Annotated in this window: 20 protein-coding genes; 13 read left to right on the forward strand and 7 right to left on the reverse strand. The window is 73.1% G+C overall.

The features are described from left to right. Positions 1-181 precede the first annotated feature (181 nt). Positions 182-1,222 (reverse strand): class II fructose-bisphosphatase, encoded by a 1,041-nt coding sequence (glpX, locus tag EV372_RS14800; protein WP_013151171.1) that lies wholly within the window; start codon positions 1,220-1,222, stop codon positions 182-184. A gap of 154 nt (positions 1,223-1,376) precedes the next feature. On the opposite strand from glpX, the gene EV372_RS14805 reads away from it, so the two are divergent. Further along, a complete protein-coding gene (locus tag EV372_RS14805) occupies positions 1,377-1,976 on the forward strand; it encodes a TetR/AcrR family transcriptional regulator (protein ID WP_130398932.1) in 600 nt (199 codons plus the stop codon). Positions 1,977-2,026: 50 nt separating this feature from the next. Further along, positions 2,027-2,581, forward strand: a complete 555-nt coding sequence (locus EV372_RS14810) for a DUF4245 domain-containing protein (RefSeq protein ID WP_130396450.1) — start codon at positions 2,027-2,029, stop codon at positions 2,579-2,581. A 222-nt stretch (positions 2,582-2,803) separates the two neighbouring features. Here EV372_RS14810 and EV372_RS14815 read toward each other — a convergent pair whose 3' ends face one another. Further along, entirely contained in the window at positions 2,804-3,775 is a 972-nt protein-coding gene (locus EV372_RS14815; RefSeq protein WP_174546873.1) for a 4-hydroxy-3-methylbut-2-enyl diphosphate reductase, read from the reverse strand. Positions 3,776-4,071: 296 nt separating this feature from the next. Between EV372_RS14815 and EV372_RS14820 the strand changes: the two genes are divergently transcribed. The 4 genes from EV372_RS14820 (at position 4,072) to EV372_RS14835 (ending at position 7,203) form a co-directional block, all read left to right on the forward strand. Then, complete coding sequence (locus EV372_RS14820; RefSeq protein WP_130396451.1) at positions 4,072-4,914, forward strand: DUF8129 domain-containing protein; 843 nt, start codon at positions 4,072-4,074, stop codon at positions 4,912-4,914. Positions 4,915-5,050: 136 nt separating this feature from the next. After that, on the forward strand, positions 5,051-5,563 hold the full coding sequence (locus tag EV372_RS14825) for a DUF3060 domain-containing protein (RefSeq protein ID WP_130396452.1): 513 nt from the start codon (positions 5,051-5,053) through the stop codon (positions 5,561-5,563). A gap of 137 nt (positions 5,564-5,700) precedes the next feature. Next, the gene (gene xseA / locus EV372_RS14830; protein WP_130396453.1) at positions 5,701-6,933 is read left to right on the forward strand and encodes an exodeoxyribonuclease VII large subunit; all 1,233 of its coding nucleotides are present in this window, start codon (positions 5,701-5,703) and stop codon (positions 6,931-6,933) included. Between the two features lie 3 nt (positions 6,934-6,936). Beyond that, positions 6,937-7,203 carry an exodeoxyribonuclease VII small subunit gene (locus EV372_RS14835; protein ID WP_130396454.1) on the forward strand — a complete coding sequence of 89 codons (267 nt, stop codon included), beginning with the start codon at positions 6,937-6,939 and terminating at the stop codon, positions 7,201-7,203. Between the two features lie 43 nt (positions 7,204-7,246). On the opposite strand, the gene EV372_RS14840 is transcribed toward EV372_RS14835, so the two are convergent. Then, complete coding sequence (locus tag EV372_RS14840) at positions 7,247-7,786, reverse strand: DUF6542 domain-containing protein (protein ID WP_130396455.1); 540 nt, start codon at positions 7,784-7,786, stop codon at positions 7,247-7,249. A 35-nt stretch (positions 7,787-7,821) separates the two neighbouring features. Next, complete coding sequence (gene rmuC / locus EV372_RS14845; RefSeq protein ID WP_130396456.1) at positions 7,822-9,246, reverse strand: DNA recombination protein RmuC; 1,425 nt, start codon at positions 9,244-9,246, stop codon at positions 7,822-7,824. A 285-nt stretch (positions 9,247-9,531) separates the two neighbouring features. Between rmuC and EV372_RS14850 the strand changes: the two genes are divergently transcribed. After that, entirely contained in the window at positions 9,532-10,230 is a 699-nt protein-coding gene (locus tag EV372_RS14850; protein WP_130396457.1) for an alpha/beta fold hydrolase, read from the forward strand. Here EV372_RS14850 and EV372_RS14855 read toward each other — a convergent pair. Then, positions 10,227-11,207 (reverse strand): FkbM family methyltransferase, encoded by a 981-nt coding sequence (locus tag EV372_RS14855; RefSeq protein ID WP_130396458.1) that lies wholly within the window; start codon positions 11,205-11,207, stop codon positions 10,227-10,229. The two genes, EV372_RS14850 and EV372_RS14855, sit on opposite strands and share 4 nt — an antisense overlap. 471 nt (positions 11,208-11,678) lie before the next feature. On the opposite strand from EV372_RS14855, the gene ychF reads away from it, so the two are divergent. After that, the gene (gene ychF, locus EV372_RS14860) at positions 11,679-12,764 is read left to right on the forward strand and encodes a redox-regulated ATPase YchF (RefSeq protein WP_130396459.1); all 1,086 of its coding nucleotides are present in this window, start codon (positions 11,679-11,681) and stop codon (positions 12,762-12,764) included. Between the two features lie 336 nt (positions 12,765-13,100). On the opposite strand, the gene EV372_RS14865 is transcribed toward ychF, so the two are convergent. Further along, positions 13,101-13,676 carry a 1-acyl-sn-glycerol-3-phosphate acyltransferase gene (locus tag EV372_RS14865; RefSeq protein ID WP_130396460.1) on the reverse strand — a complete coding sequence of 192 codons (576 nt, stop codon included), beginning with the start codon at positions 13,674-13,676 and terminating at the stop codon, positions 13,101-13,103. A gap of 439 nt (positions 13,677-14,115) precedes the next feature. Between EV372_RS14865 and EV372_RS14870 the strand changes: the two genes are divergently transcribed. The 3 genes from EV372_RS14870 (at position 14,116) to EV372_RS14880 (ending at position 20,034) form a co-directional block, all read left to right on the forward strand. After that, positions 14,116-15,066, forward strand: a complete 951-nt coding sequence (locus tag EV372_RS14870) for a conjugal transfer protein (RefSeq protein WP_130396461.1) — start codon at positions 14,116-14,118, stop codon at positions 15,064-15,066. A gap of 72 nt (positions 15,067-15,138) precedes the next feature. Then, the gene (locus EV372_RS14875; protein ID WP_013151193.1) at positions 15,139-15,456 is read left to right on the forward strand and encodes a hypothetical protein; all 318 of its coding nucleotides are present in this window, start codon (positions 15,139-15,141) and stop codon (positions 15,454-15,456) included. Positions 15,457-15,474: 18 nt separating this feature from the next. Further along, on the forward strand, positions 15,475-20,034 hold the full coding sequence (locus EV372_RS14880; protein ID WP_130396462.1) for a TcpE family conjugal transfer membrane protein: 4,560 nt from the start codon (positions 15,475-15,477) through the stop codon (positions 20,032-20,034). 200 nt (positions 20,035-20,234) lie between these two features. Here the strand turns inward: EV372_RS14880 and thpD are convergent, their stop codons facing one another. Continuing rightward, on the reverse strand, positions 20,235-21,143 hold the full coding sequence (gene thpD, locus EV372_RS14885) for an ectoine hydroxylase (protein ID WP_130396463.1): 909 nt from the start codon (positions 21,141-21,143) through the stop codon (positions 20,235-20,237). Positions 21,144-21,653: 510 nt separating this feature from the next. Here thpD and EV372_RS14890 point away from each other — a divergent pair. Next, positions 21,654-22,316, forward strand: coding sequence for an HNH endonuclease family protein (locus EV372_RS14890; protein WP_130396464.1), 663 nt, complete (start codon positions 21,654-21,656; stop codon positions 22,314-22,316). 232 nt (positions 22,317-22,548) lie between these two features. After that, positions 22,549-25,020: an ATP-binding protein gene (locus EV372_RS14895; protein WP_130396465.1), complete on the forward strand. Its 2,472-nt coding sequence runs from the start codon at positions 22,549-22,551 to the stop codon at positions 25,018-25,020. Positions 25,021-25,278 lie beyond the last annotated feature (258 nt).

Here is a 25,278-nt window from a genome sequence, read left to right on the forward strand (position 1 = left end):
TTCCTCGGCGCGTGCACCGCGCAACCAACGCCGGGTCTGATGCCGCGTCGACCCGGTGTGGTTCGCGTCCCGTGCCTTTTTCGGTCGGCCGGTGGGGAAGGGGCCCGGTGTCCCGTACCGGCCGGGACGGGACACCGGGGTGGAGCTTTCGCGGAGGTTTTCCGGTGGGGGTGTGACAGCCCTAGACCGACTCGGGCTCCTCGCCCCGGTAGGGGGCCGAGGTCAGGTCGACGCCGCTGTAGGAGGCCAGCTTGCCCAGGCGGTGCTCGCTGAGCACCTGGCGGACGGTGCCGCTGCGGCCGCGCATGACCAGGGAGTCGGTGACGACCCGCGCGGACTCGTAACGGACGCCGCCGACCAGCTCCCCGTCGGTGATGCCGGTCGCGGCGAAGAACACGTCGTCGGACGAGACGAGGTCGTCGGTGCGCAGCACACGGTCCAGGTCGTGCCCGGCGTCGAGCGCCTTGCGGCGCTCCTCCTCGTCCTTGGGCCACAGACGGCCCTGGATGACGCCGTCCAGGCACTTCATCGCGCACGCGGTGATGATGCCCTCGGGGGTGCCGCCGATGCCCAGCAGCAGGTCCACACCGGTCCCCGCGCGGGCCGCCATGATCGCTCCGGCCACGTCGCCGTCGCTGATGAACTTGATCCGGGCGCCCGCGTCGCGCACGTCCTGCACGATCTGCTTGTGGCGGGGGCGGTCCAGGATGACGACGGTCACGTCCTGCGGCGACTTGCCCTTGGCGCGGGCCACGGCCCGGACGTTGTCGGCCACGGGAGCGGCGATATCCACCACGTCGGCGGCCTCGGGGCCCGTGGCGAGCTTCTCCATGTAGAACACCGCGGAGGGGTCGAACATGGTGTTGCGCGGACTCATCGCGATCACCGACACGGCGTTGGGCATGCCCATGGCGGTCAGGGTGGTGCCGTCGATCGGGTCGACCGCCACGTCCCAGTCCTGGCCGCCGCCGTCGCCGACCCGCTCGCCGTTGTAGAGCATCGGGGCGTTGTCCTTCTCGCCCTCGCCGATCACCACGGTCCCGTTCATGGACACGGTGCTGATCATGTGCCGCATGCCGCGCACCGCAGCGCCGTCCGCCCCGATCTTGTCACCCTTGCCCACCCAGCGGGCCGCGGCGAGCGCCGCGGTCTCGGTGACGCGCACCAGCTCCAGCGCGAGGTTGCGATCCGGGGCCTTGTGCGGGCTGCTGGACTGCGACATGGACACACCTTCCATCGGGAGAACAGGTCGGGGGCAGGTCTTAGGGTAGTCACCCGACGTGACACCCGCGGGGCCACGGGTCCCCCTCGGGGCGGTCCCGGGTGGACGGGGACGGACTACTCTGGCGTGACCCGGACTGGAGTGAGGCGTGACAGTGGACAAGACGGACAGGCCCGCGAGGGTCTCCCCGCGCGGCGCGGCCACCCGCGGCGCCCTGCTCAAGGCGGCCTCCCAGGTCTTTCGCACGGTGGGCTTCGCCAAGGCCGGGGTGAGCGAGGTCGTCGCCGCGGCCGGGGCCAGCGTCGGCAGCCTGTACCACCACTTCAGCGGCAAGGCCGACCTCTACCTCGCCCTGTACGAGGAGTTCCAGCAGCGCCAGCAGGACCGCACCCACCAGGCGGTCGTGCGGGCCCGCTCCGAGGGGGAGAAGGACCCCACGCGGCTGATGAACATCGCCGCCCGCGCCTACCTGCTGGGGTGCATCGAGGAGAGGGAGACCACACGGCTGTTCTTCAGCGGTGACGGCCCTCCCGGGTTCGACTACCAGCTGCGGACCCGGCTCACCCAGTGGACCGACCGCAACGTGGCGCTGTTCCGCAAGGCCGACGAGCCCGTGGACGAGGCCCTGCTCATCGTCGTGAGCGGCGCGATGCTGCTGGCCGTGGCCGAGGTGGTCCGGCGCGAGGACGCCGAGGCCCGCCGACTCGCCGACGACATCACCGGACTGCTCACCCAGCTCGAACCCCGGCGCTAAGCGCACCCCGGGTCCGCGGGGCCCCGGACCTGGGGCAAGCTGGAGACGTCATGAGTGAGTACAGCCGGTCCAGCGCGACCTTCAAGAACTACGCCATCTCCCTCGGGATCATCGTCGGCATCGTCCTGATCATGGCGTTCGTGGTCTCCACGCGCTCGGGCGAGAGCATTCCGTCGGTGGAGTACCGGCCCGACGCCGACGTCCTGCGCGACGCGGCGGACTACCCGGTGACGGTGCCCTCCGCCGAGTTGGAGCAGGAGGGGTGGACGCCCACCAGCTCCACGGTGGACGTGTCCGGACCGGTCCAGTGGAGCGTGGGATTCGCCACGGCCGAGGACAGCCACGCCATGGTGACCCAGAGCGACGCCGACCCCGGCGCCGTCCTCGCGGAGAGGGTCCCGGGCGCCGAGCGGGTCGGTACGGTCCCGGTCGACGGCCGCGAGTGGGAGCACCACGCCTCCCAGGACGAGAACGCCCTGGTCCTGCGCGAGGAGGGCGTGACCCTGGTCGTGTCCGGCCCCGCCGACATGGACGAGCTGACCCGCCTGGCCGAGGGCCTGGAGACCGACGCCGACGGCGGCGAGGGGTCCGCGGACGGCGCCTGAGCGGGGACTTCCGGGCGGGGCCTCCACCGCGACCCGACCGGGTCCACCGGCGCGGGTGCGCGGAGGCGGACGCCGCCCCGCGGGGCCGACCGGGCCCGGGGGAGTACCCGCGGGCGCGCCGGGCCCTCTCCCGCCCCGCACGACGAGGCGCCCGGTCGGTTCCTCCGACCGGGCGCCTCGTGTACCGGCTGTGTGCGCTCCCGGGGTGCGGGGGCCTGTGCGCTACTCGGCGCGCAGGTCGCGGCGCAGTTCCTTGGGCAGCGAGAAGGTCAGCGTCTCGTCGGCGGTGGTCACCGGGGTGACCGTGCCGTAGCCGTGCCCGGCCAGCTTGTCGAGCAGCTCGCGCACCAGGATGTCCGGCACGGAGGCGCCGCTGGTCACGCCGACCGTGGTCACGCCCTCCAGCCAGGAGTCGTCCATCAGCGAGGCGTTGTCGATCAGGTGGGCGGCGTCGGCGCCCGCGTCCAGGGCCACCTCCACCAGGCGGACCGAGTTCGACGAGTTGTCGGAGCCGACCACGATGACCAGCTCGCACTCGGGCGCCATCGCCTTGACCGCGTCCTGGCGGTTGGAGGTGGCGTAGCAGATGTCGTCGCTGGGCGGGTCGAGCAGGTTCGGGAACCGCTCGCGCAGGGCGTCCACCGTCTGGGTGGTCTCGTCCACCGACAGGGTCGTCTGGGAGAGCCACGACACGTTGTCCGGGTTGCGCACCTGGACCTTGTGCACCTCGTCCGGGCTCTCGACGATCTGGATGTGCTCGGGGGCCTCACCGCTGGTGCCCTCGACCTCCTCATGGCCGATGTGGCCGATGAGGATGATGTCCCGGTCCTCGGCCGCGAAGCGCTTGGCCTCCTTGTGGACCTTGGTGACGAGCGGGCAGGTGGCGTCGATGGTCTTGAGGCTGCGCCTGTGCGCCTCCTCGTGCACGGCCGGGGAGACGCCGTGCGCGGAGAAGACCACGATGGCCCCCTCGGGCACCTCCTCGGTCTCCTCGACGAAGATCGCGCCGCGCTCCTCCAGGGTGCGCACCACGTGGGTGTTGTGCACGATCTGCTTGCGCACGTAGATCGGCGCGCCGTACTGCTCCAGGGCCTTCTCGACGGTGATGACAGCGCGGTCGACACCGGCGCAGTAGCCCCGGGGATTGGCGAGGAGCACACGGCGTTGGTTCGTGGCAGTCGTCATCGCAGTCATGTGTTACATCCTAGGTGGCTTGGGCGGCGTGCGACCCGGGTGTGGGAGAGGGCACTGAACAGGCCGCTTCGACGTGCGACCGGTGCCAAGGTGACGGTATCGCAACGGGGCGCATCCGGTTGCGCCTCGAAGTGGCGAAATCGTTCACTTCTCCCCTGCTCATGGTGTTCATCCCTCCTCTATCCTGGTTCACCATCACACGCATTGCAGGCGGTTCGCCCTCACCTCGGCCCTGCCGGTCGGCTGTTCGCGCGCCGCTCACCCCACTCGCCGAGACCACCAGGAGCCCCCGTCCTATGTCGAACCCGACGCTCGCCACGAAGCTGGTCGCCCTGGTCAAGGGCATCTTCGGGCGCAAGGAAACGGCGGCCGCGCCCGAGCCCGCGGCCCAGGAGGCGACCGGGACCGCCCAGTCCCCCGCCCCCGCGACCGCGGAGACCGAGGACGTGACCGCGCGCGGCACGGACCAGGCCCGGCCGTCCGCGGAGAAGAGCACCGAGGCCGGGGCGCACGAGGCGGAGGGCGCCGACGGGCCGCAGGCCGCGCCGAAGACCGAGGAGCCCGCCTCGGCCGAGCCCGTCGAGGCCGAGAAGGCCGAGGCCGCCGAGCCCGCCGCGGAGCAGGAGCCCGCGAAGGCGGAGACCCAGGAGCCCGCGACCGCCGCTCAGGACGAGCCCGCGGAGCCCGCCGCGCAGGAGAAGGCCCCGGCGAAGAAGAGGACCGCCGCCAAGAAGAAGCCCGCGAAGGCCCCCGCCGCCCCCGAGGCCGCCGAGCCGGCCGCAGCCGGGGAGGCCGGAAACGGCCGGGAGGAGCGGACCGGGCCCGCCACCCCCGCCACCGCGGACGTCCCCGAGGAGGGCGCCGCCATCGCTGAGGAGATCGCCGCCGCCGAGGCGCACACCAAGGTCAGCAGCGACGAGATCCTGGAGAGGGTGCGCAAGGGCGCCGCCCCCTCCCTGGAGGACCTCGCCGTGCCCACCTACGACGAGCTCACCCTGCCCTCGGTCCGCGCCCGCCTGCGCAAGCTCACCATCGAGCAGGTCCGCGACCTGCGCGCCTACGAGGTCGCCCACCAGAGCCGCCCCGAGTTCATCAAGATGTACGACAACCGCATCGCCAAGCTGGAGGCCGAGGCCTGACGCGCGCGGACCGCCGGGGCGGGAGCGCCGCCGGTCCCGCCGACGGCCGCGTCCGCGGGACAGGGGAACCGCGGGGCGGTACGGAACGTCATAGGAGGTGACCACACCGGCGCTTCCCGTCCGAAGGGACACCAACATGCGTTCCGCTGCCCCCGCCGCCGCACTCCTGGCGGCCACCGCGTTCTGGCTGACCGGATGCTCGGTCGGTATCCCCGGGACCGACCAGGAGGTCTCCGTGGACCCCGACGGCGTGTCCGTCGGCAGTGAGGACGGAGAGGTCTCCGTGGACTCCAACGGCGACGTCTCGGTCGGCAACCAGGACGGCGACGTCACCCTCGACGAGGGCGGCGGCATCTCCGTGGACAGCGAGACCGGCGACCTCACCATCGCCACGGTCCAGGGCAGCGTCACCGAGGAGTGCGACGGCCAGAACGTCAACGTGACCGCCAGCGGGGCCGAGGTCGTCCTCAACGGCCAGTGCGGCGAGGTCTCCATCCTGGGCAACGAGCTGACGGTGCACATCGGCAGCGCCGACTCCATCCGCGTGACCGGCGCCGACAACACCGTCCACCACGCCGAGGGCGAGCCCTCCGTCACCGACATCGGCCTCAACAACACCGTCTCCGCCGGCGGCGACGCGACCGCCTGACCGCCCTCCTCCGCGTCCGGCGTCCACCCGGCTCCGCCGTACCGGGCCCGCCCGTCCCCGCCGCGCCCGGCCGCCCGGCCCCCGCGCCTGGCGGGCCTGCCCCGAACTGTCCCCGCCCTGGCCTAGGCTCGGTTGGCATGGGCATGGACAGTTCCGCCGAGGCGCCGCAACCGGTACGCGTCGTCCTCAACGCCGTCGGCCAGTGGATCGGCCGCCTGGGCCGCATCTGGGTCGAGGGCCAGATCGCCGAGCTGAACCGGCGCGGCCGCATGGCCTACATCACACTGCGCGACCCCGTCGCCAACGTGTCGGTGCGCGTGGTCTGCCAGACCTCGGTCCTGGACGCGCAGAGCCCGCCCCCCGAACCCGGTGCGCGCGTGGTCGTGCACGCCAAGCCCGACTTCTACGAGGTCCGCGGCACCTTCTCGCTGCGCGCCCTGGAGATCCGCCACGTCGGCCTGGGCGAGCTGCTGGCCCGGCTCGAACAGCTGCGCCGCACCCTGACCGCCGAGGGGCTCTTCGACGCCGCGCGCAAGCGCCCCCTGCCCTTCCTGCCCAACACGGTCGGGCTCATCTGCGGACGCGACTCCGCCGCCGAGCGCGACGTGCTGGAGAACGGGCGCCGCCGCTGGCCCGCCGTGCGCTTCGAGGTGCGCCCGGTCGCCGTCCAGGGGGACCGGGCCGTGCGCGAGGTGACGGAGGCGCTCAAGGACCTGGACTCGCACCCCGACGTCGACGTCATCGTCATCGCCCGGGGCGGCGGTTCCCTGGAGGACCTGCTGCCCTTCTCCGACGAGGCCCTCGTGCGCGCCGTCGCCTCCGCGGGCACTCCCGTGGTGAGCGCGATCGGCCACGAACAGGACGCCCCGCTGCTCGACCACGTCGCCGACGTGCGCGCCTCCACCCCCACCGACGCCGCCAAGAAGACGATCCCCGACGTCGGCGAGCAGCTGGAGATCATCCGCCAGCTCCGCGACCGGGGCCGCCGGGTGCTGCGGGGCGGCGTGGAGCGCGAGCTCGCCTGGCTGGAGGGCATGCGCTCGCGTCCGGTGCTCGCCAGCCCGGTGCGCGAGGTCGACCGGCTCGCCGAGCAGGTCGCGGACCTGCGCGACCGGGCCCGCCGGAGCCTGACCGTGTCGCTGGACCGGTCCGCCGACGGCCTCGGCCACACCCGGGCGCGCCTGCACGCCCTGTCTCCGGCGACCACGCTCGCGCGCGGTTACGCGATCGTGCAGCGCGAGGACGGGTCGGTGGTGCGTTCGGCCCGGGAACCGGACGCGGGGGAGTCCCTGCGCGTACGGTTCGCCGAGGACAGCCTGACCGCGACCGTGGAGTCAGTCCACACCGAAGACACCTCCGAGGAGGGGTAGGAGATGGCAGCCGAGGGCGCCAAGACCCGTGAAGAGGGCACCGCAAAGCCCGAGCTCAGTTACGAGGAGAGCCGGGAGGAGCTCAACAACGTCGTCCGGCAGCTGGAGTCGGGCGGCCTCAGCCTGAAGGACTCGCTGGCCCTGTGGGAGCGCGGCGAGGAACTGGCCCGCGTGTGCGAGCAGTGGCTGGAGGGAGCCCGCGCCAAGCTGGCCGCCGCCATGGACGAGCGGCGGGGGGACGAACCGGGGGACGGCGACACGCCCTTCTGAGGCCCGGGGCCACGCCTGTCGGCCCGCGTCCTGCGGCCCGCGGCTACCTGCGGCCGTTCAGCTGGTCGCCCAGGTCGCGGATGTTGCCGGGCAGGCCCCGGAACACCCCGATCACCAGGACCAGCGCCGTGCCCAGGAAGAGCCAGGGGGCGACCTCGGCCAGCCGCGACGCCAGCCCCAGGAGCAGCACCCGGGCGAACCCCTCGCTGCCCAGGGCCAGCACGCTCTCCGCGGCGACCATGGCGACGAAGAACGCGACGGGCGGGCTGACCGACAGCGACAGCAGGTCGCTGGGCCGGACCAGGAACGCGCCGAGCACGCAGGCGAGGGTGAAGGCCGCGCCCGGGGCCGCGGGGGTGCCCGCCCACTGCGCGATCATGGCCCCGGCGAAGCTGAACACGACGATGGCCAGCACACCGCCGCGTCCGGTCAGGCGGGGCGGGGCCCCGGGGACGTTCTCCTTCGGCCTGGGCACCGGACGCTCCCTCTTCCTGACATGCGGCACGTCCCTGACACGGCCGTCGGGCCGCACGAAGTACGGTGCGCGCCCGCGCTCGGGGCCGTCCGCCTTCCGCGGGGGCATAGCCGTCCGCCTCCCCAGTGTGTCGCTCACGGTGTTTAGTGTGTCACTTCTCGTGAATGTTCGGTGTCTTTTCCGCGGATCGTGTCGTCCTTCCGGCTACTTGTCCCATCCGCGACGAACACGCCTTCCTCCCCGTTGGACACCGGCTTGGGCCACTGCGGTTCCGAGGTTTCGCGGACAACGCCCGTTCCGTTCCCCTGCCCGCCCGGGCCCGGCCCACTCCGCTCCCGCGCGGCCGATCCGGCGCCGTCCGGGTCCGACAGCTCGGGCGCCACCACCGCGCGCGGACGCTCCTCCACGCCCACCGGCCGGTCCAGCTCGCCGTCCACCAGCCCCAGCTCCCCGAACCGGCGGGCCGTCACCAGCACCCGGCTCTCCAGCGACCCCACGGTCTGGTTGTAGGCGCTCACCGTCCTGGTCAGGGCCCGACCCAGCCCCTCCACGTGCCCGCCGAGGGTGCCCAGCCGCTCGTGCAGCTGCTTGCCCAGGTCGAACACGGCCCGCGCGTTCTCGCTCAGCGCCTCCTGCTGCCAGGCGTACTGCGCCGTCCGCAGCAGCGAGATCAGCGTCGTCGGCGTCGCGATGTGCACCCGCCGCCCCATCGCGTACTCCAGCAGCTCCGGGTCGTACTCCAGGGCCGGGGCCAGGAACGCCTCCCCGGGGATGAACAGCACCACGAACTCCGGCGCCGGGGTGAACGCCGACCAGTACGCCTTGGCCGCCAGCTGGTCCACGTGCGTGCGCAGGTGCCTGGCGTGCACGCGCAGGTGCCGCGCGGCCTCCTCCGCGCCCGCCTCCACGGCGTCCAGGTAGGCCGCCAGCGGGACCTTGGAGTCCACCACGATGTTCTTGCCGCCCGCCAGGCGCACCACCATGTCCGGGCGCCGCGACCCGTCGCGCGTGGCGGCCTGCTCCTCGAAGTCGCAGTGCGAGCCCATCCCCGCCAGTTCCGCCACCCTGCGCAGCTGGAGCTCGCCCCACCGGCCGCGCGCCTCGGGCCGTCGCAGCGCCGTCACCAGCGACTGCGTCTGGTCGCGCAGCCGCTCCGAGCCCTCGCGCACGTACTCGACCTGCTTGGCCAGCTCCGCGTGGGCCGCGGCGCGCCCCGCGTCGGCCTCCCTCAGCTGGCGCTCCACCCGGTCCAGGGTCCGCGTCAGCGGCTCGACCATGCGCTCCACCGCCCGGCGCCGCTCGTCCAGGTCGCCCCCGGCCTCGGCGCTGACCGCGCGCAGCCGGCCCTCCGCCAGTTCCATGAAGCGCTGGTTGGTCTGGTCCAGGGCCTGTGCGGACAGGGCGCGGAACCGGTCGGCCAGCTGTTCCTCCACGTAGGCCGCCCGCTCCTGGGCCGCGCGGGCGTCGGCCCGCGTCTCGGCCTCCCGGCCGCGGGCCAGGATCCAGCCCACGGCGGTACCGACCGCCAGACCGATCAGGAGCATGAGTACGAGTGCGAGGCCGTCCATGGCCGTCCATGGTGTCAGGCCGCGCCGCCGCGCGGCTCCCCGCCACGCAGGACACCGGTGAGCAGACCCGCCAAGTCCGGCATGTCCACCGGTCCCGGAACCCGCCAGGGCCCGACGCGGGCGCGCGGTTCCAGGGGGAGCGGGGGCGCGCACGAGGCCGCTTCCGGACATCCACTTCCCTTGTGCAAAAGTTTTCGAGAACCTGAGGTCTCCGTCCGGGGCCGGACCACCTCTCACCGGTTCCCGTACCTGGCAGTCCCTCACTTCCCCAGGAGGCCCGCTCCCATGAGACTGGAGACCTACACCCGCGGCACCGGAGACCTCACCGTGCTCCTCGTCCACGGATCCATGGCCACCCACGAGACCTGGCACGCCGTCGAGGACGCGCTGGTCGAACGCGGCCGCCGCGTGATCAGCGTCGACATGCGCGGCCACGGCGACAGCCCGCGCGGCTCCTACTCCGTGGCGGCGCTCGGCGACGACCTGGCGGACTCCCTGCCCGCCGGAGCGGACCTGGCCATCGGCCACTCCATGGGCGCGGTGGCGCTCTCCCTGGCGGTGGAGAGGCTGCGCCCGGCCCGCGCGGTGTACGTGGACCCGGCCTTCCGCCTGCCCCCCATGCACGCCGACGCGGGCGAGCGCGTACGCCGCGTCTTCGTCACCGCAGACGCCACGCGCGTGCGCCAGAGCAACCCCAGGTGGACCGACGACGACGTCGAGAGGGAGGTCAGGGGCTTCGCCGCCTTCGACCCGGAGTTCTTCGACTTCGTGGCCGAGGAGGTCGCCGGGCGCGACTTCCTCCCCGGCGCACCGGTCGTGCCCTCCCTCGTCCTGCGCGCGGGCGACAGCGTCACCGTCACGCCCCAGACCGCGGAGGAGCTGACCGGGCGCGGCTTCACCGTCCGGGTCGTGGAGGGCGCCGGGCACTGCGTCCACCGCGACGACCTGCCCGGGTTCCTCGCCGCGCTGGAGGGCTGGCTCTAGGGGTCCGGGTTCCCGCGGGAGCCGGGGCGGCAGGACTCCAGGGCCCCGCGCCAGCCGCGCACCGAGGGCCAGAACTCCTCCGGTACCGGCTCCGGCGTGAACAGCCACATCCGCTCCCAGGCGGGGGAGGCCCGGCCCGAGATCTCCGGGCGCGGCTCGTAGGGCGGCGGCCCGCTCACCGGGTACCAGGTGTACTCCAGCGGGTCGAGCAGCGCCATGAGCCGCTCCTCCACGCCCCGGTCGGGCCGCACCTTCACCAGCATCCACGGCCGGTACCGGCGCAGCACCTCCAGGCCTCCGGCGACCACGTCCGGCTCCGTGCCGACCGTGTCGATCTTGAGCACGGTCGGGAAGGTCGACGCGTCCTCGTTCCACCGCGCCAGGGTGGTCACCTCCACGGTGATGTGCGACAGGTCGGCGCGCGCCGAGTGCACGAGCGTGTTGCACATGTCGTTGTGCCGGGCCCGCCGCAGGTGCGCGGTGCCGGTGTGGTTGCTCAGCGCCAGTTCCACCACGGTGAAGCCCAGGTCCGCCGACGAGGACACCGCCCGGGCCGCCGCCGCCACCTCCGGGGTGGGCTCGAACGCGAACACCGGGCGGCGCGTGCGCGCGGCGGCCAGCAGCGAGTACACCCCCACCCCGGAGCCCACGTCGAACACCGCTCCGGGGCGGGTGTGGTCGAGCATCGCCATGAAGCAGGCCAGGCTGTCGGGCTCGTGCCGGGCCAGCCCGAAGGCGGCCAGCCGCCGCGGAACGGTGAGGTCGCCGGGCAGCCGCAGGGTGAGGCCGTCCGGGCCGATGCGGCGCGTGTCCGACTCCAGGCGGGGCAGGGAGAAGGCCACCTCGCGGGTCCACGGCGGAACCCGGTCCGGGTCCAGCCCGCCCAGCCGTCTGGGCAGCCGGACGCGGATCTTGCGGGTCGCGAAGCGCACGAGCGGGTAGCGGCGCACGAGCGCCCTCAGTTGGTCGGTGACCACGGTTGTCTCCCCCCAGGAAAGGTGCTGCGACGGCGGCGCCGGTGCACGGCGTCGGCCGTGTGCCCGGGCGCCTTCGTCCGACGCGGTCCGGGGCCGGTCCCTCCCATCGGCCGCCGCACCGCGCGCCTGCCGTGCCAGCGGCGGTGTGTCGGTCCAGGTCCGGGAGGCGGAGCCGTGTGCGCGACGGGTGGCCCGCGCGCCGGACGGCCGCCGCCCCGGTTCCCGGCAGCGTTTGTCGAACCTACTGTGAGTAGCGTCTCCTGTGCACTGCGTTTCGGTGATTGGCCCTGTTTTTCCGGTCCGGCACCGCACGCGGACCCGCGTCCCGCCTTCGGCCCCGCCGTCCGGAGCGGGGCCCGCCCCGTTGACCGGCGCGGTTCGGCGGCGGGGAGGTTTCCGGCCGCGGGCGGGGACCGGCGATCCGGACGCGGCGGGACCGCCCACCCGCGGGTCCGCATAGACTCTGACCTTGTGAGTCTGTCTATCGGGATCGTCGGCCTGCCCAACGTCGGCAAGTCCACCCTCTTCAACGCGCTGACCAAGAACGACGCCCTGGCCGCGAACTACCCGTTCGCGACCATCGAGCCCAACGTCGGGGTCGTGGGCGTTCCCGACGCCCGGCTCGGCAAGCTGGCCGAGATCTTCGACTCGGCGAAGGTCATTCCGGCGACGGTGGACTTCGTCGACATCGCGGGCATCGTGCGCGGCGCCTCCACGGGTGAGGGCCTGGGCAACAAGTTCCTGGCCAACATCCGCGAGAGCGACGCCATCTGCCAGGTGATCCGGGCCTTCGACGACCCCGACGTCACGCACGTCGACGGCGACGTCGAGCCCTCCCGCGACATCGAGACCATCAACACCGAGCTGATCCTGGCCGACCTCCAGACCCTGGAGAAGGCGCTTCCCCGCCTGGAGAAGGACGCCAAGCGCAACGCCAAGGACAAGGACGCCCAGGAGCTGCTCCAGGCCGCCCGCGACGCGCAGGAGGTCCTCGACGGCGGCACCTCGCTGTCCGCGGCCAAGGGCGTGGACCTGGACCGGCTGCGCGAGCTGAGCCTGCTCACGGTCAAGCCGTTCATCTACGTGTTCAACCTCGACACCGACGAGCTGGCCGACGGGGCGCTGCGCACCAAGCTCCAAGACCTCGTCGCCCCGGCCGAGGCGATCTTCCTGGACGCCAAGATCGAGGCGGAGCTGGCCGAGCTGGACGAGGACGAGGCGCAGGAGCTGCTGGAGTCCATGGGCCAGACCGAGTCGGGCCTGGCCCAGCTCGCCCGGGTCGGCTTCGCCACCCTGGGCCTGCAGACCTACCTGACCGCCGGGCCCAAGGAGGCCCGCGCCTGGACGATCCGCAAGGGCGCCACCGCCCCCGAGGCCGCCGGAGTCATCCACACCGACTTCCAGCGCGGTTTCATCAAGGCCGAGGTGGTCTCCTTCGACGACCTGGTCGCCGCGGGCGACATGCAGACCGCCCGCGCGGCGGGCAAGGTCCGCATGGAGGGCAAGGAGTACGTGATGGCCGACGGCGACGTGGTGGAGTTCCGCTTCAACGTCTGACCGGGCCGACGAGGGGCCGTGGGAACGCGCCGAGCGCGCGACCCCGCGGCCCCTCGGCGCTCCCCGGGTCTGGAATCCCTCCGGCCGGCCCCGTCCGCACGCGAGCGGTGCGACATGCGGTAGCACTCATCGAAGGGGCCGGGACGCCCGTCACCGCGGGCGGAGCACGCAGACCCCCTTCCCGTTGACCACGAGGGCCGACGGCGGCCGAGGCGCCGTCGGGACCGTGCCCGGGCGCGGACCGCGAGGTCATCGACGTCTCCGCCCGCTCCTGCCGCCGAGGCGCGGCGGTTTCCGTCTCGTGGGGAGAGGCCGGTCGGCGGGTCCGGACGGGGGTCAGCCGGCGCCGTCCTCCTCGCGCAAGCGCGGTTCGACGCGCCGCTCCGGGCTGTGCCCCGCCTTGTCGGCGTAGAAGGCGCGGACGCGGCCCATGTCCTCCGCTACGTCGCCGGTCAGTTCGAAGGTCGGGCCGAGCCCGGTGGTCATCGTGGTGCGGTCGACGAAACCGAGCGTCACCGGCATCCCCGTCTCGCGGGCGATGCGGTAGAAGCCGGACTTCCAGTGCGTGTGCGCCCCGCGGGTGCCGTCGGGGGTGATGACCAGGCCGAAGGTCTCGCCGGACCGCAGGCGCCGGACGACGTCGTCGACGACCCGGCCCGGATTCGCGCGATCGACGGGGATTCCACCGAGCGCGCGCATGATCGGGCCGCGCCAGCCGGTGAACAGGCTCTGTTTCCCCAGCCAGTGCAGATCCAGGCCCAGGCGCCAGGAGATGGCGAGCATGAGCACGAAATCCCAGTTGGAGGTGTGCGGGGCACCGATCAGCACGGTGGGGCGGTCGGGCTTGGGCTCGGTGGCCAGCTTCCACCGGCTGAGGGACCAGAACACCCGGGCTGCGAGGTAGCGGAGCATGCCGCCAATCTAGGGCACGCTCCCGGGCTCACACGGTGGATCCGTGCTCGGGGCCGGATCGGCCCGAAGCCGGGGGAGCGCGGCCGGGAGGCGGCTGCCGCTCCGCCGGGCGCGAGGAGATCCCTGTTACATCCCGTCAACGGTTTCCCGGTCCGCGGGGACACATCTTGCTGCCTTCGAGGGAACTAATCCCTTTCCGGTCCGACCATAATTGCGGCGAAGTGTGTGACCGCAGCAGGAGTTAGTGCAACCCTTGCCGTATTGTGCCTGTTTTGGGAAGTTAAGCCCATGTGCGCAATGTGCGGTTGGCGGGGAAACGCGGAGTCACCAAGGACGCTCCCAACCCGCACAATGCCTCACTATAGGGATGGGGTAGACAAGGGCATGGCGGAGACGCCGTCCGGAGCGGGCGGCACGGACCTGTGTGCAGGAGGCGGGGATGGCGAAGGCGTCGCGGCGCGGTGCCGCCGCGGGTGAGCCGGACGACGGCGGTGTGGGGCTCGACGCCCCCCGCGCCCGACGGCCCCGGGCCGGAGCCGGAGGGCGCTGGTGGGTCGGTGTGGGCCGCGCCGTCCTGTGGGCCTTCATCATCGTGGTCGTCTTCAACGGCATCTGGTTCCCGCTGCGCGGCGGGTTCGCCCTTCCCGACACCTCCGAGGAGCCCGAGCGGAGCGACACCGTGACCTATCCGGAGACCGCCGCCGCGGCCTTCGGCATGCGGTTCGCCGAGGCCTACCTCGACACCGCCGACCCCGAGGCGCGCCTGTCCGACCTGGCGGCGTACGTCCCCGAGGGGGAGGCCGCAGCCCTGGACGTCCCCGCCGACAGCCTCACCGGCGACAACCTCACGGTGGTCGCCGTGCACGTGGAGGACGACCACAACGGCCTCGTCGTCGTGCGGGCCGACGTCAACGGCCAGCCCATGCGCCTGGACGTGCCGGTCTACGCCGACGGGGAGTCCCTGGTGGTCTCGGGCAACCCGGCGCTGCTGGCCGCGCCGACGCAGGCCAGCCTGCCCGAGGGCTCGGCCTTCGAGACCGACCCGGAGGCCGAGGAGCAGCTCGGGGAGGTGCTGTCCGGCTTCTTCGAGGCCTACGCGGGGGAGCCGGCGCACCTGGAGCGCTATGTGGAACCGGGTGTCACCATCGCCCCGCTTCCGGAGAACAGCCTGGAATTTGGTGAACTGTCCGATATCACGGTGCCAATCCGGGCCTCGACCGGGAATGATGACGTACGACAGGTAGCGGCCACCGTCCGGTGGGACGTCCCGGCCTCCGACGGGAACGACACCGGGCAGATCACGCAGGACTACCTGGTCACCGTCGTGGACTCGGGCAGCGAGTGGCACGTGCGTGACATCCAGGGAGCCCCGCGCTCGTTCGGCGGATGACGGGGCCTGTAGGCAAGGAGAAGAGACGGACCATGCGCACACCAGAAACGACACCGGGGGGCGGCGCCTGACATGCTCCCCCTGCTGTCCTCCACACCGGACGTGTTCCACGCCGCCGGAGGTGCCGACCTGCTCTTCCTCGCGGCGCAGACCACCGAGAACGCCCCCGACACCGGTGGCCTCGCCGACTTCCTGAGGGGCTTCTTCGGACCCCTCTTCCTCGTCATCGTCTCCATCGTGGCGGTGTTCTTCCTGTTCACGAGGGAGATCACGAGGTTCGCGCAGTTCATCATCCTGGCGATCTTCATCGGGATCGTGTTCTACGTCCCCGGCATCATCGAGGTCATCGCCGTGGCGCTCGCCCGAGCGATGGGCGTATCGACCGAATAGGCGAGGGAGGCCGGGAACGTGGACCTGCCCACGTACACCAACATCTGGCGTATCGAGAAGCGGCTCTACAAGCTCTACGATTTCCGGCTGCCCATGCCGCTCCCGGTGGGCACCTTCGGGGTCGCCCTGGGCGTGTTCGCGCTCTGGGTGGTCCTGCTCAGCCTCGTCAACGCGCCCTTCGTGTTCGGCAACGGCTGGCACCTGGTGCTGTGGGTGGTCCCGCCCGGTGTGATCACCGTGCTGGCCACCCGGCCGGTGATCGAGGGCAAGCGCCTCACCGAGCTGCTCATCTCCCAGGCGCGCTTCCTGGCCGAAGCGCGGGTGTACAACCGCCTGGCCCCCGAGTACGAGCCCGCCGAGGTCCGCGTGACCGTGCGGGTGTGGCACCGCGACCCCGCGTCCGGTCCGCTTCCGCTGGCGTCGCGGCGCCGCGCCGAACCCGAGGCGGAGACGGCCGGGGGCGGGATCGCCGAGGCCGCTGGGACCGCGGTCCGCCCGTCCCGCTCCGACGCGCCGCCGCTGCTCGGTGTGCGCGGTTCCGTCGACCCCGCTCCGTTCGCCGAGACCGAGGGGGAGGCCCCGGCCCGGGGCGGCTCCGGGAGGCCGGACCGGGGACAGGAGAGGGCCCCCGCCGAGGCTCCGCGCATCCGGCCCCGAAGCGACGAGGAGACCGGGAGGCGGGTTCCGGTCCGGGCGAAGGCCGTCCCCGCCCGGCCGGAGTCCGTGTCCACCAGGGCGGAGAGCGCCCCGGCCGAGCCGGAGGCCGTCCCCGCCCGGTTGGAGGCCGCTTCCGCCCGGACCGAGAAAGCTCCGGCCCTGAAGCGGGAGACCCCGGCGGAGAAGGCCCCGGCCGCTTCCGAACGCGCCCCCGTGGCCGTCGCCGCGCGCCCCGACCCCGAGGAGCGGCGCGCCCCGTCGCGTCCGCACGAGGAGCGGCCCGACGCGTCCGCCGCCTCCGGAGGGGACGGCGGAACGCCCGACGGTCCCCGGCGCGGGGTCGGCCGCCGCGTGCTCAACTACTTCGGCTTCGCCTTGGGGTCCGCACCACGGGAACCCCGGGAGGAGGAGCCCCCCGGGCCCGAGGCGGACACCGGGGAGGACCCCGACGACGGTTTCGCGCGGGAGAGGATCTACGAGACCGAGGGCGAGGAGCAGCGCGACAACGACGAGTGGTTCGCCCGCCTGCGCGCCTCCTCCGGCGAGACCCCCCTCGGCCTGACCTCCAAGAGCGCCTACAGCGTCGGTGACACCGCCGCCATGAACCGGGGGGAGCTGGCCGACGCGGTGGACGAGCGGCGCGTCTCCGGCTCCGATGAGGAGGAGACCGCCGCGGCCCGGCGCCTGCGCGGCCGCACGCAGGGTCTCAGGGTCGCCAAGGACCTGGAGGAACAGCGCCGCACCGAGCGCGTGCGCGAGCGCGGCCCGAGGGAGCTGCCGACCTCCCGCGCCCGGGGCCGGGGGCTCCCCGGTACCGGCGAGGAGCCGGAGCCGCCCCGCCGCAGGGGGCGCCCCCACGCCGCCCCGTGGGAACTGGAGAAGAAGGCCGAGCCCGAGGCCGGCTACGGCGACCTGTCGGACTACGCCGCCCGTTACGCGGCGGCCACCGGCCGCCCCCCGGCCGAGGCCGGTGCCCTGCCCTGGCTGCCGCCCTCCTCCGCGACGCCGCGGGAGGAGGACCGCACGGCCGAGGACGGGGACGCGCCCGCCCGCGCCGAACGGCGGGAGGACCCGGTCGGCGCCGAGGACACCGCGAACGCGACCGGTGCGCCCGGGACCACGGACGCGGACGGGACGGCGGACACCGCTCGTCCGGTGACGCGTGCGGAACAGGACACGGCGCAGGACGGGCCCGAAGCCTCCGCGGAGGCCGCTCCCGGCACGGGTACGCGGGACGCCGAGGCCTCCGGGCACGAGGCCGCCTCCGGACCGGAGGGCACCTCGGCCGCCCCCCGCCGGAGCACCACCGGCTCCGAGGACGCCCAGCGCGGGTCCGTCACGGGAGACGAGGAGACCGTCCCACAGCGCGGCCTCGCCGGACGCGGGGACACCGCCGAGCCCGAGGACGTCGAGTACCGGTCCAGCACGGGGCACGAGGCCACCACAGGACACGGGCACACGGCCGGGCGTGCGAGCACCGCCGGGCTCGGGGACGCCACCGGGAACGGGAGCCCCGCCGGGGCCGAGGAGACCGTCGAGCACCGGCCCACCACGGGGCGCGGCGACACCGCTCTTCCCGAGGACACCACCCAGAACGGGGACACCACCAGCCCCGAGACCGCCGCCGCGCGGACCGCTCCCCGCGGCGCGGACGCCCGTCCCGCTGTGGACGCGGCGGCCCGGGGCACGACCGCCCCGGACGACACGTCCACTCCGGGCACCCCCGACACCCGGGTCGCTCCGGACACCGCCGTGCCCGTGGCGCCCGCGGCCGAACGCTCTCCCCACAAGCCCGCGCTGGAACTCGACCACGGCACCGGCGAGCAGGACGCCATGCCCGGGACGCCGCGCGAGGAGTCCCAGGACCGCGGTCCCGAGTGGAACGAGCACATGTCCGTGCTCGACAACCACCTCATCACCGCCGACACCCCGGCACCGCCGCGCCCGAAGTTCGCCGACGCCGTTCCCGCGCAGGAGCGCGACGCCAAGGACCCCTCGCGGTGGTTCGAGGACGGCAGGAAGCGCCACCCCGACCAGCCCAGGGTCGGTGACCGGGGCAACCCCCTCATCCCCGCCAACGAGCTGCGTGAGGAGGACGCCGCCCCGGCCGCCTCCGAAGACACCGCCGGGACCACCGCCGCCGGGGCGGTCGGTGAGGCCGCCCCGGCCGGGCGGGCCCCCGCCGACGAGCCCAAGCCGCCCACCCAGCTCGACCACGGAACCGGTGAACTCGTCAGCTTCGTCGAGGTCCGGGACGACCACGGGCGCGGGGACGGCAACGTCCGCGTGGACCCGGGCACCGAGCAGGTACGCCGACGCACCGCCTCCGACCTGGAGAGGGCGGAGGCCGAGGCCCTGGCCCGCCGCCGGCGGAACGCGCGCCGGGACGCCCTGGACTCCGGTGAGGCCCGGGGCTCCGACGGCGCGGCGGCCCCCGCGGCCTCCGGTTCCGCCGGAGCCGACCGCGGCGACGCGTCCTTCCGCGCCCGCTGGAGCATGCGCGCCACCGGCACCGCCGACTCCTCCGGACGGGACACGGACGCCTCCGCCACGCCCGACCCGGCCGCCGACTCCCGGAGCGGGAACCAGGGCGCCGGGACCGCCCGCGCCGCCTCCGGGGCGCGGGAGCACCGCACCGGCGCCGCACACGACCCGAGGGCCAACCCCAGCATGGCCGGCTCCCTCGCACAGGAGCGGACCTCCACCGAGGAGGAGCGGACCTCCCCGCCGGCCGTCCAGGACACCGGGCGGACCGAGGACGGGGCCCTCACGGACCGCCCCGCCCCGAGCACCGGCCAGGAGCACCCCGCCGAGGAACCGCGGGAGTCGGAGGACCCGCACGACGGCGTCTTCCACCGGGTGGCGCAGAACGCGCGCAGGCTCGGCCAGCTCTTCGGCCAGCCCGTGCCCGGGGAGGAGCCCGAACCGTCCGCCCGCGAACCCAGGACCGCGCTGGAACTCGACCACGGCACCGGCGAACAGGAGCGCCTGGGCGACACCCCCAACGGCGTCCCCGCCCACCGGACCGAGGAGCCCGAACCCCGGCGGCGGGCCGAGGAGCCCGCCGCCAGCGACTCCGGCGGCACCCGGGGCTGGCGGCGCCTGGCCAAGGTCGTCACCGGCGGGGCGGCCCCCGTGCGCTCCGACCTGCCGCCCAGCGACATCGAGCGCCTGCGCACCCCGCTGGACGGCCCGCGCAGCCTCGTCGTGCTGGGCTGCACCGGCGGCGCCGGGCAGACCGTCACCGCGCTGATGATCGGCCACACCCTGGCCGCGCACCGCGACGACCTCGTCGTGGCCGTCGACGTCAACCCCGGGCCCAACGGCCTCTCCCGCCGCGTGGGCGCGCAGACGCCCGAGACCCTCACCGGGCTGCTGGCCAACGCCGAGGCGATCCAGGACTACTCCCGGATGAGCGGCTACACCAGCCGGACCGCGACCGGCCTGGAGGTCGTGCAGACCCTGGACGACCCCTACGTGCAGACCCTGGACGACCGCGACTACGGCCAGCTGGCCTCGCTGCTCGGCGGGTTCTACGGCGTCACCCTGCTGGACCCGGCGGCCACGGGCGTGGCGCGGGCCCTGCCGGTCGCCGACGGGCTGGTGCTGGTCGCCCCGGCCAACGCCGACGCCGAGCGCGCGGTCTCCATGACCTTCGACTGGCTGGACGGCAACGGCTACGGCGCCCTGCGCGCCAGGTCCGTGCTCGTGGTCAACGGGGTCAGCAAGCGCAGCCTCCAGGACGTGGACGCCGCCGAGCGGGTGGCCCGCGGCCGGTGCCGCGCCATCGTCCGCATCCCCTGGGACGACCACCTGGGCTCGTCCTACACCAGGATCGACGTGGGCGCCCTGCGCCCCGCCACCAAGCGCGCCCACGGCGCCCTGGGCGGGGTCCTGGTCAACTCCCTCACCCAGCAGTAGCGCCGGAGGCGGGCCTGGGCGGCTCCGGTCCCGGAGTCAGGGCCGGGAGGTCCCGGCGACCGCGGTTCCCCGGCACGGGAGAACCCCCGTGTGGGGCGGGCTCGGGAGCCCGCCCCACACGGGGGCGCGGGACCACGCCCTCCGGGCGGGTACCGGTTCCGCTCGCCGCGGCCTGCGGCCACGCGGCGCGCTCGGGCGCGTCAGCGGCCCACGGGGGTGAACTCGCGGGCGGAGAGGAACTCCGGGCGCGGGGCGGGGGCGCTGAACGGCCTGTCGCAGGCGTTCTCGACGCTGTTGAAGACGATGAAGACGTTGGACCGGGGGTAGGGCGTGATGTTGCCGCCCGAGCCGTGCATGCAGTTGGAGTCGAACACCGTCACCCCGCCCGCCGGGCCGGTGAGCACGTCGATGCCGTGCTGGTCGGCCAGGTAGGACAGGGAGCTCTGGTCCGGGGTGCCCACGTGCTGGCTCTTCAGCGAGTCGCGGTAGTGGTCGTCCGGGGTCTGGCCCACGCAGGAGACGAACGTCCTGTGCGATCCGGGCATGATCATCAGCGCACCGTTGTGCGCGTAGTTGTCGGTCAGGGCGACCGAGAAGCTGACCGCCCGCATCCGCGGCATGCCGTCCTCGGCGTGCCAGGTCTCGAAGTCGGAGTGCCAGTAGAACGAGCCGCCGCCGAAGCCCGGTTTGTAGTTGACGCGGCTCTGGTGCACGTACACGTCCGAGCCCAGGATCTGGCGGGCGCGGTCGACCAGGCGCGGGTCGTTGACCAGGTCCGCGAAGACCTTGCTGACCTTGTGCACCTCGAACACCGAGCGCACCTCGTCGGAGGTGGGTTCGACGACCACGCGCTCGTCGCCGCGCAGGTCGGGGTCGGAGCTCAGCCGCTCCAGTTCGGCGCTGTAGGCCCCGACCTCGTCCGGGGTGACGAGGGAGTCGATCTGGGTGTAGCCGCGCTCGTCATAGGCGCACAGCTCGTCGTGGGAGAAGGGGCCCTCGTCGGTCCCCCAGACGGCGGGGTCCCTGCGGTACAGCAGGGCCGGTTCGGTGCTCTTACGTGTGGGGTACTCGTCCGCGGTGCTGGTCGGAAGGTCCATCTGCAGAGTCATGGTCGATCCCCTGGCGGGGCTCATCCTCTCCGATGTCGACGGTTTCTCCTACGACATGCGAACTTAACAAAGGACGGGAAAGCCTACTTACGGCTTTTTTATGTGCGGTGTTTAGTGTCCTTTTTGTCGGGTATGACAGTTATACTATATGGAGGAAAACTGTGAGGGCGGCCGGTTTTCCTTTTTGTCTCCATCTTTGCCTCGGGTCGGGGTCGTTCGCTCACCTGCGTAGCGTCACTCAGAGTGAATATTGACAACGGAGCGTGCATATCCCCAGGTCGTCTGCCCGTACTCTTCACCTTCGGGGTCGCTTGTGAAAGAACCCACTTTCGGAGTGTGCTAGATCACACGAATACGGTTCAGGGGCTGGTGCAGAACTCCGGGCGAAGGGTTGGGAGGTCATCCCCGATTCCGGCGGAATTTCCCGCGGGGTACTGGTGGGAGAGGAGCGGTTGTCGCACAGTGGTGGGGTCCGTGCTTTCCTCCCACCCGCTCGCAGAGGAGAAAAACGTGCCCTCCCCCCGCCCCCGTGCGCTTCCCCGCGCGCTCGCGGCCCTCAGCGCCGCCGTCCTCACCGTCGTCCTGGGCTGGTCGGCCCCGGCCGCCGCCGACCACGTCCTGCCCCCGGGCATCCCCGGCACCTCCACCGCCCAGAGCCAGCTCGACTCCCTCACCGTCCGGGCCAAGGGGCCCCAGACCGGCTACGACCGCGGCCTCTTCCCGCACTGGAGCGTCGTCGACAGCCCCTGCACCGCCCGCCAGTACGTGCTCGTCCGCGACGGCCACGACGTGGTGACCGACTCCGACTGCCAGCCGACCTCCGGGCGCTGGTACAGCACCTTCGACGACGTGTGGTGGGACGGCGACGTCTCCCAGATCAGCGTCGACCACATGGTCCCGCTCAGCGAGGCCTGGAAGACCGGCGCGGCCGACTGGACCACCGAGCGGCGCCGCGACTTCGCCAACGACGTCGACTCCCCCCAGCTGTGGGCGGTCACCGTCAGCAGCAACAGCGCCAAGGGCGACAAGGACCCCTCCCAGTGGATGCCGGACAACACCGCGATCCACTGCGACTACGTCAAGGCCTGGGTCAACGTGAAGCACCGCTACGACCTCACCGTCACCTCCGCGGAGAGGTCCGCCATCCAGGACACCATCGACACCGCCTGCTAGGGCGCCACCGGGCGGGACGCGTGCCGACGAACACGCCACCGCCCCCGCGGCGGGTCGGGCCCGTCTCCCCCCGGAGGCGGGCCCGTCACCGTCCTCCGGGGTTCTGGCGCGCCGTAACCCCGTCCGCTTCTCCCGTTCCGGGGCGATACTCCACTATGAAGGGGGCGAGGGCGGCGGGTCCGGGTAGGAACGACGGAACCCCGCCACGCGACGCGACCAGAAGGGCGAAGAGATGACCGGCACCAGGGGGACCCGTGGCACGACCCGCCTCGCGGTCCGCTACTTCGACGACCGCGTGCTGTTCAGCGACAGCGAGGCCTGGGCCTACTTCCGCCTGCCCACGGTCTCCTACGAGTTCACCACGCCCGAGGAGCGCCAGGCGCTGGCCACCAACGTCACCATCGCCCTCGCCGCCATCCGCATGAACGACGCCGAGGTCCACCTGCGCGTCGCCCACCGCACCTACCCGGCCGCGGAGTGGGCCACCCGGCTCGACGCCACCTCCGACTCCGGCCCCGGCTGGTACGACTACCTCGACGAGACGTACCGGCACGTGTGGGCCAAGGACTTCTGGACCAAGGAGGTCTACCTCGGCGTCCGCCTCGGCCAGCGCAACGCCGGCGCCGGACTCGGCCTGTTCTCCCAGGTCTTCGGCGCCTACCAGCGCACCGAACAGGTCCTGGGCATCAACGACGACGCCGTGGACGACCGCGAGATCGCCCGCTGGACCGACCAGGCCGAGCGGCTCGGCCGCGCCCTGGCCGCCAGCTCGCTGCACGCCCGCCACGCCACCTCCGACGAGATCGCCTGGCTCATCCGGCACGCCGTCAGCGGCACCGCCGAGGAGATCCGCCCCTCGGCGGCCGGGCGGCGCACCTGGGGCCGCGGCGAGATCGAGGCGCTGGTCGACGGCGTCGTGCACAACGGCCGCTCCGCGCTGCGCCTCGAACAGCCCGCGGGGTCCACCCACGTCGCCTTCCTGTCCTTCGCCCGCTTCCCGGACCTGATGCCCTTCCCCGACGGCGAGCCCTGGATGCACCACGCCGACGCCCTCCCCTTCCCGGTGGAGATGTCCCTGCGGATGAAGCTCATCCCGCCCGCCAAGGCCTCCAAGGACGTCGGCCGCAAGCTCGCCCACGCCCGCGACATGGACGCCCACATCCGCGAGGCCGGGGTGGAGGCGCCCATCGCGCTCGCCGAACAGATCGACGCCGCCCGCATGCTGGAGCACGGCATCACCAAGGAGCGCCTGCCCTTCGTCTACGGCTGGCACCGCCTCATGGTGTCCGCGCCCACCGAGCGCCTGCTCGGCCAGCACGTCGAGGCGGTCATCGAGCACTACCGCGACATCGGCATCGACGTCATCAACTCCACCGGCGACCAGTTCTCGTTGTTCAACGAGTCGCTGCCCGGCGACCGCATCCGCCTCAACGCCTACGCCCAGCGCCAGCCGCTGCGCACCATCGCGGGCGGCATGCCCACCGCCACCGTCGACGTCGGCGACCGCGTCGACCACTCCGGCGGCGGCTGGGTGGGCCCCTACGTCGGCGAGACCATCGGCCGCGCCCGCTCCATCGTCCACTTCGACCCCATGGTCGCCGCGGCCCGCAACCGCCCCACCGCCATCGCCATCACCGGCGAGCCCGGCGGCGGCAAGACCACCCTCGCCCTCCTGCTCATCTACCAGCTCGCCCTGCGCGGGGTCACCGTCGCCGCCATCGACCCCAAGGGCGACGCCGAGTCCCTGGTCGAACTCCTGCAAAGACGCGGCCGCAAGGCCCGCATGATGTCCCTGGGCTCGGCCCAGCCGGGTCTGCTCGACCCCTTCGCCTTCGGCGACGACCTGTCCGCCAAGAAGACCATGGCCACCGAGACCCTGCGCCTGCTCCTGCCCCGCATGAGCGAGGAGCGCGAGTCCGCCATGATCCAGGCCGTGGCCGCCGTCGCCAACCAGCCCCAGCCCTCACTGGCCAAGGTCGTGGACCACCTGGTCTCCTCGCCCGGCGCGGCCTCGCGCAACCTGGGCGCCGTCCTGCAGTCCATGTCGGAGATGCGTCTGGCCAGCCTGTGCTTCGACCCGCAGGGCGAGGCGCGGATCGACACCGAGGGCTGGACCACCGTGTTCACCCTGGGCGGGCTCACCCTGCCCGACTCCGGCGTGGGCCGCGACGACTACTCCTACGAGCAGCGCCTGTCCGTCGCCCTGCTCTACCTGGTCTCCCAGTTCGCCCGCCGCCTGATGAACGGCCTGGACCGGCACCTGCCCAAGGCGATCTTCCTGGACGAGGCCTGGGCGGTCACCTCCACGCCCGAGGGCGCCAAGCTCGTCCCCGAGGTCTCGCGCATGGGCCGCTCCCGCAACACCGCTCTCATCCTCGTCTCGCAGAACGCGGGCGACCTCCTCAACGAGCAGGTCACCAACTGCCTGTCCTCGGTGTTCGCCTTCCGCTCCAGCGAGCGCTTCGAGGTGGAGAGCGTCATGTCCCTGCTGGGCGTGGAGACCAACGAGGACCACCTCGCCGTGCTGCGCAACCTCGGCAACGGCGAGTGCCTGTTCCGGGACCTGGACGGCAGGGTCGGGCGGATCGGCGTCGACCTGGTCTCGGAGAACCTGCTGCGCTGGCTGGACACCAACCCCACCCGCCAGCGCCCCGGCGAGGAGGGGAACCTGGTGCCCGCGGGCGGACGCGACGAGCAGCTCTAGGCGGTCATCCCAAACTGTTGCGGGTGTGACGCAGGAGTCCTCTCCCTTCCGGTGATCCTGCTGCCGGAGGCGTCGCGGGACGCCGACGGCGCCTCGGGGAGCAGGATCACCGCGGAGGGGGCGGGTCGGCGGGCCCCTCCGGGCAAGGGGCGCGCGGCGCCTGGTTCGGGGCGCTCCCGGGTGGGAATCTCCTACCCTGTCGGGTTCCGCCCCGGGTGCCCGACCTCCCCAGCCCCGGCATTCCGACCCCCCACCGCT

The sequence above is a fragment of the Nocardiopsis sp. CNZ308 genome (genome assembly GCF_004217075.1).

Coding starts and splice junctions, on each gene's coding strand:
- glpX (WP_013151171.1), bottom strand. CDS start 1,222: ATGTCGCAGTCCAGCAGCCCGCACAAGGCCCCGGATCGCAACCTCGCG.
- EV372_RS14810 (WP_130396450.1), top strand. CDS start 2,027: ATGAGTGAGTACAGCCGGTCCAGCGCGACCTTCAAGAACTACGCCATC.
- EV372_RS14815 (WP_174546873.1), bottom strand. CDS start 3,775: ATGACTGCGATGACGACTGCCACGAACCAACGCCGTGTGCTCCTCGCC.
- EV372_RS14820 (WP_130396451.1), top strand. CDS start 4,072: ATGTCGAACCCGACGCTCGCCACGAAGCTGGTCGCCCTGGTCAAGGGC.
- EV372_RS14825 (WP_130396452.1), top strand. CDS start 5,051: ATGCGTTCCGCTGCCCCCGCCGCCGCACTCCTGGCGGCCACCGCGTTC.
- xseA (WP_130396453.1), top strand. CDS start 5,701: ATGGGCATGGACAGTTCCGCCGAGGCGCCGCAACCGGTACGCGTCGTC.
- EV372_RS14835 (WP_130396454.1), top strand. CDS start 6,937: ATGGCAGCCGAGGGCGCCAAGACCCGTGAAGAGGGCACCGCAAAGCCC.
- EV372_RS14840 (WP_130396455.1), bottom strand. CDS start 7,786: ATGCCCCCGCGGAAGGCGGACGGCCCCGAGCGCGGGCGCGCACCGTAC.
- rmuC (WP_130396456.1), bottom strand. CDS start 9,246: ATGGACGGCCTCGCACTCGTACTCATGCTCCTGATCGGTCTGGCGGTC.
- EV372_RS14850 (WP_130396457.1), top strand. CDS start 9,532: ATGAGACTGGAGACCTACACCCGCGGCACCGGAGACCTCACCGTGCTC.
- EV372_RS14865 (WP_130396460.1), bottom strand. CDS start 13,676: ATGCTCCGCTACCTCGCAGCCCGGGTGTTCTGGTCCCTCAGCCGGTGG.
- EV372_RS14870 (WP_130396461.1), top strand. CDS start 14,116: ATGGCGAAGGCGTCGCGGCGCGGTGCCGCCGCGGGTGAGCCGGACGAC.
- EV372_RS14875 (WP_013151193.1), top strand. CDS start 15,139: ATGCTCCCCCTGCTGTCCTCCACACCGGACGTGTTCCACGCCGCCGGA.
- thpD (WP_130396463.1), bottom strand. CDS start 21,143: ATGACTCTGCAGATGGACCTTCCGACCAGCACCGCGGACGAGTACCCC.
- EV372_RS14895 (WP_130396465.1), top strand. CDS start 22,549: ATGACCGGCACCAGGGGGACCCGTGGCACGACCCGCCTCGCGGTCCGC.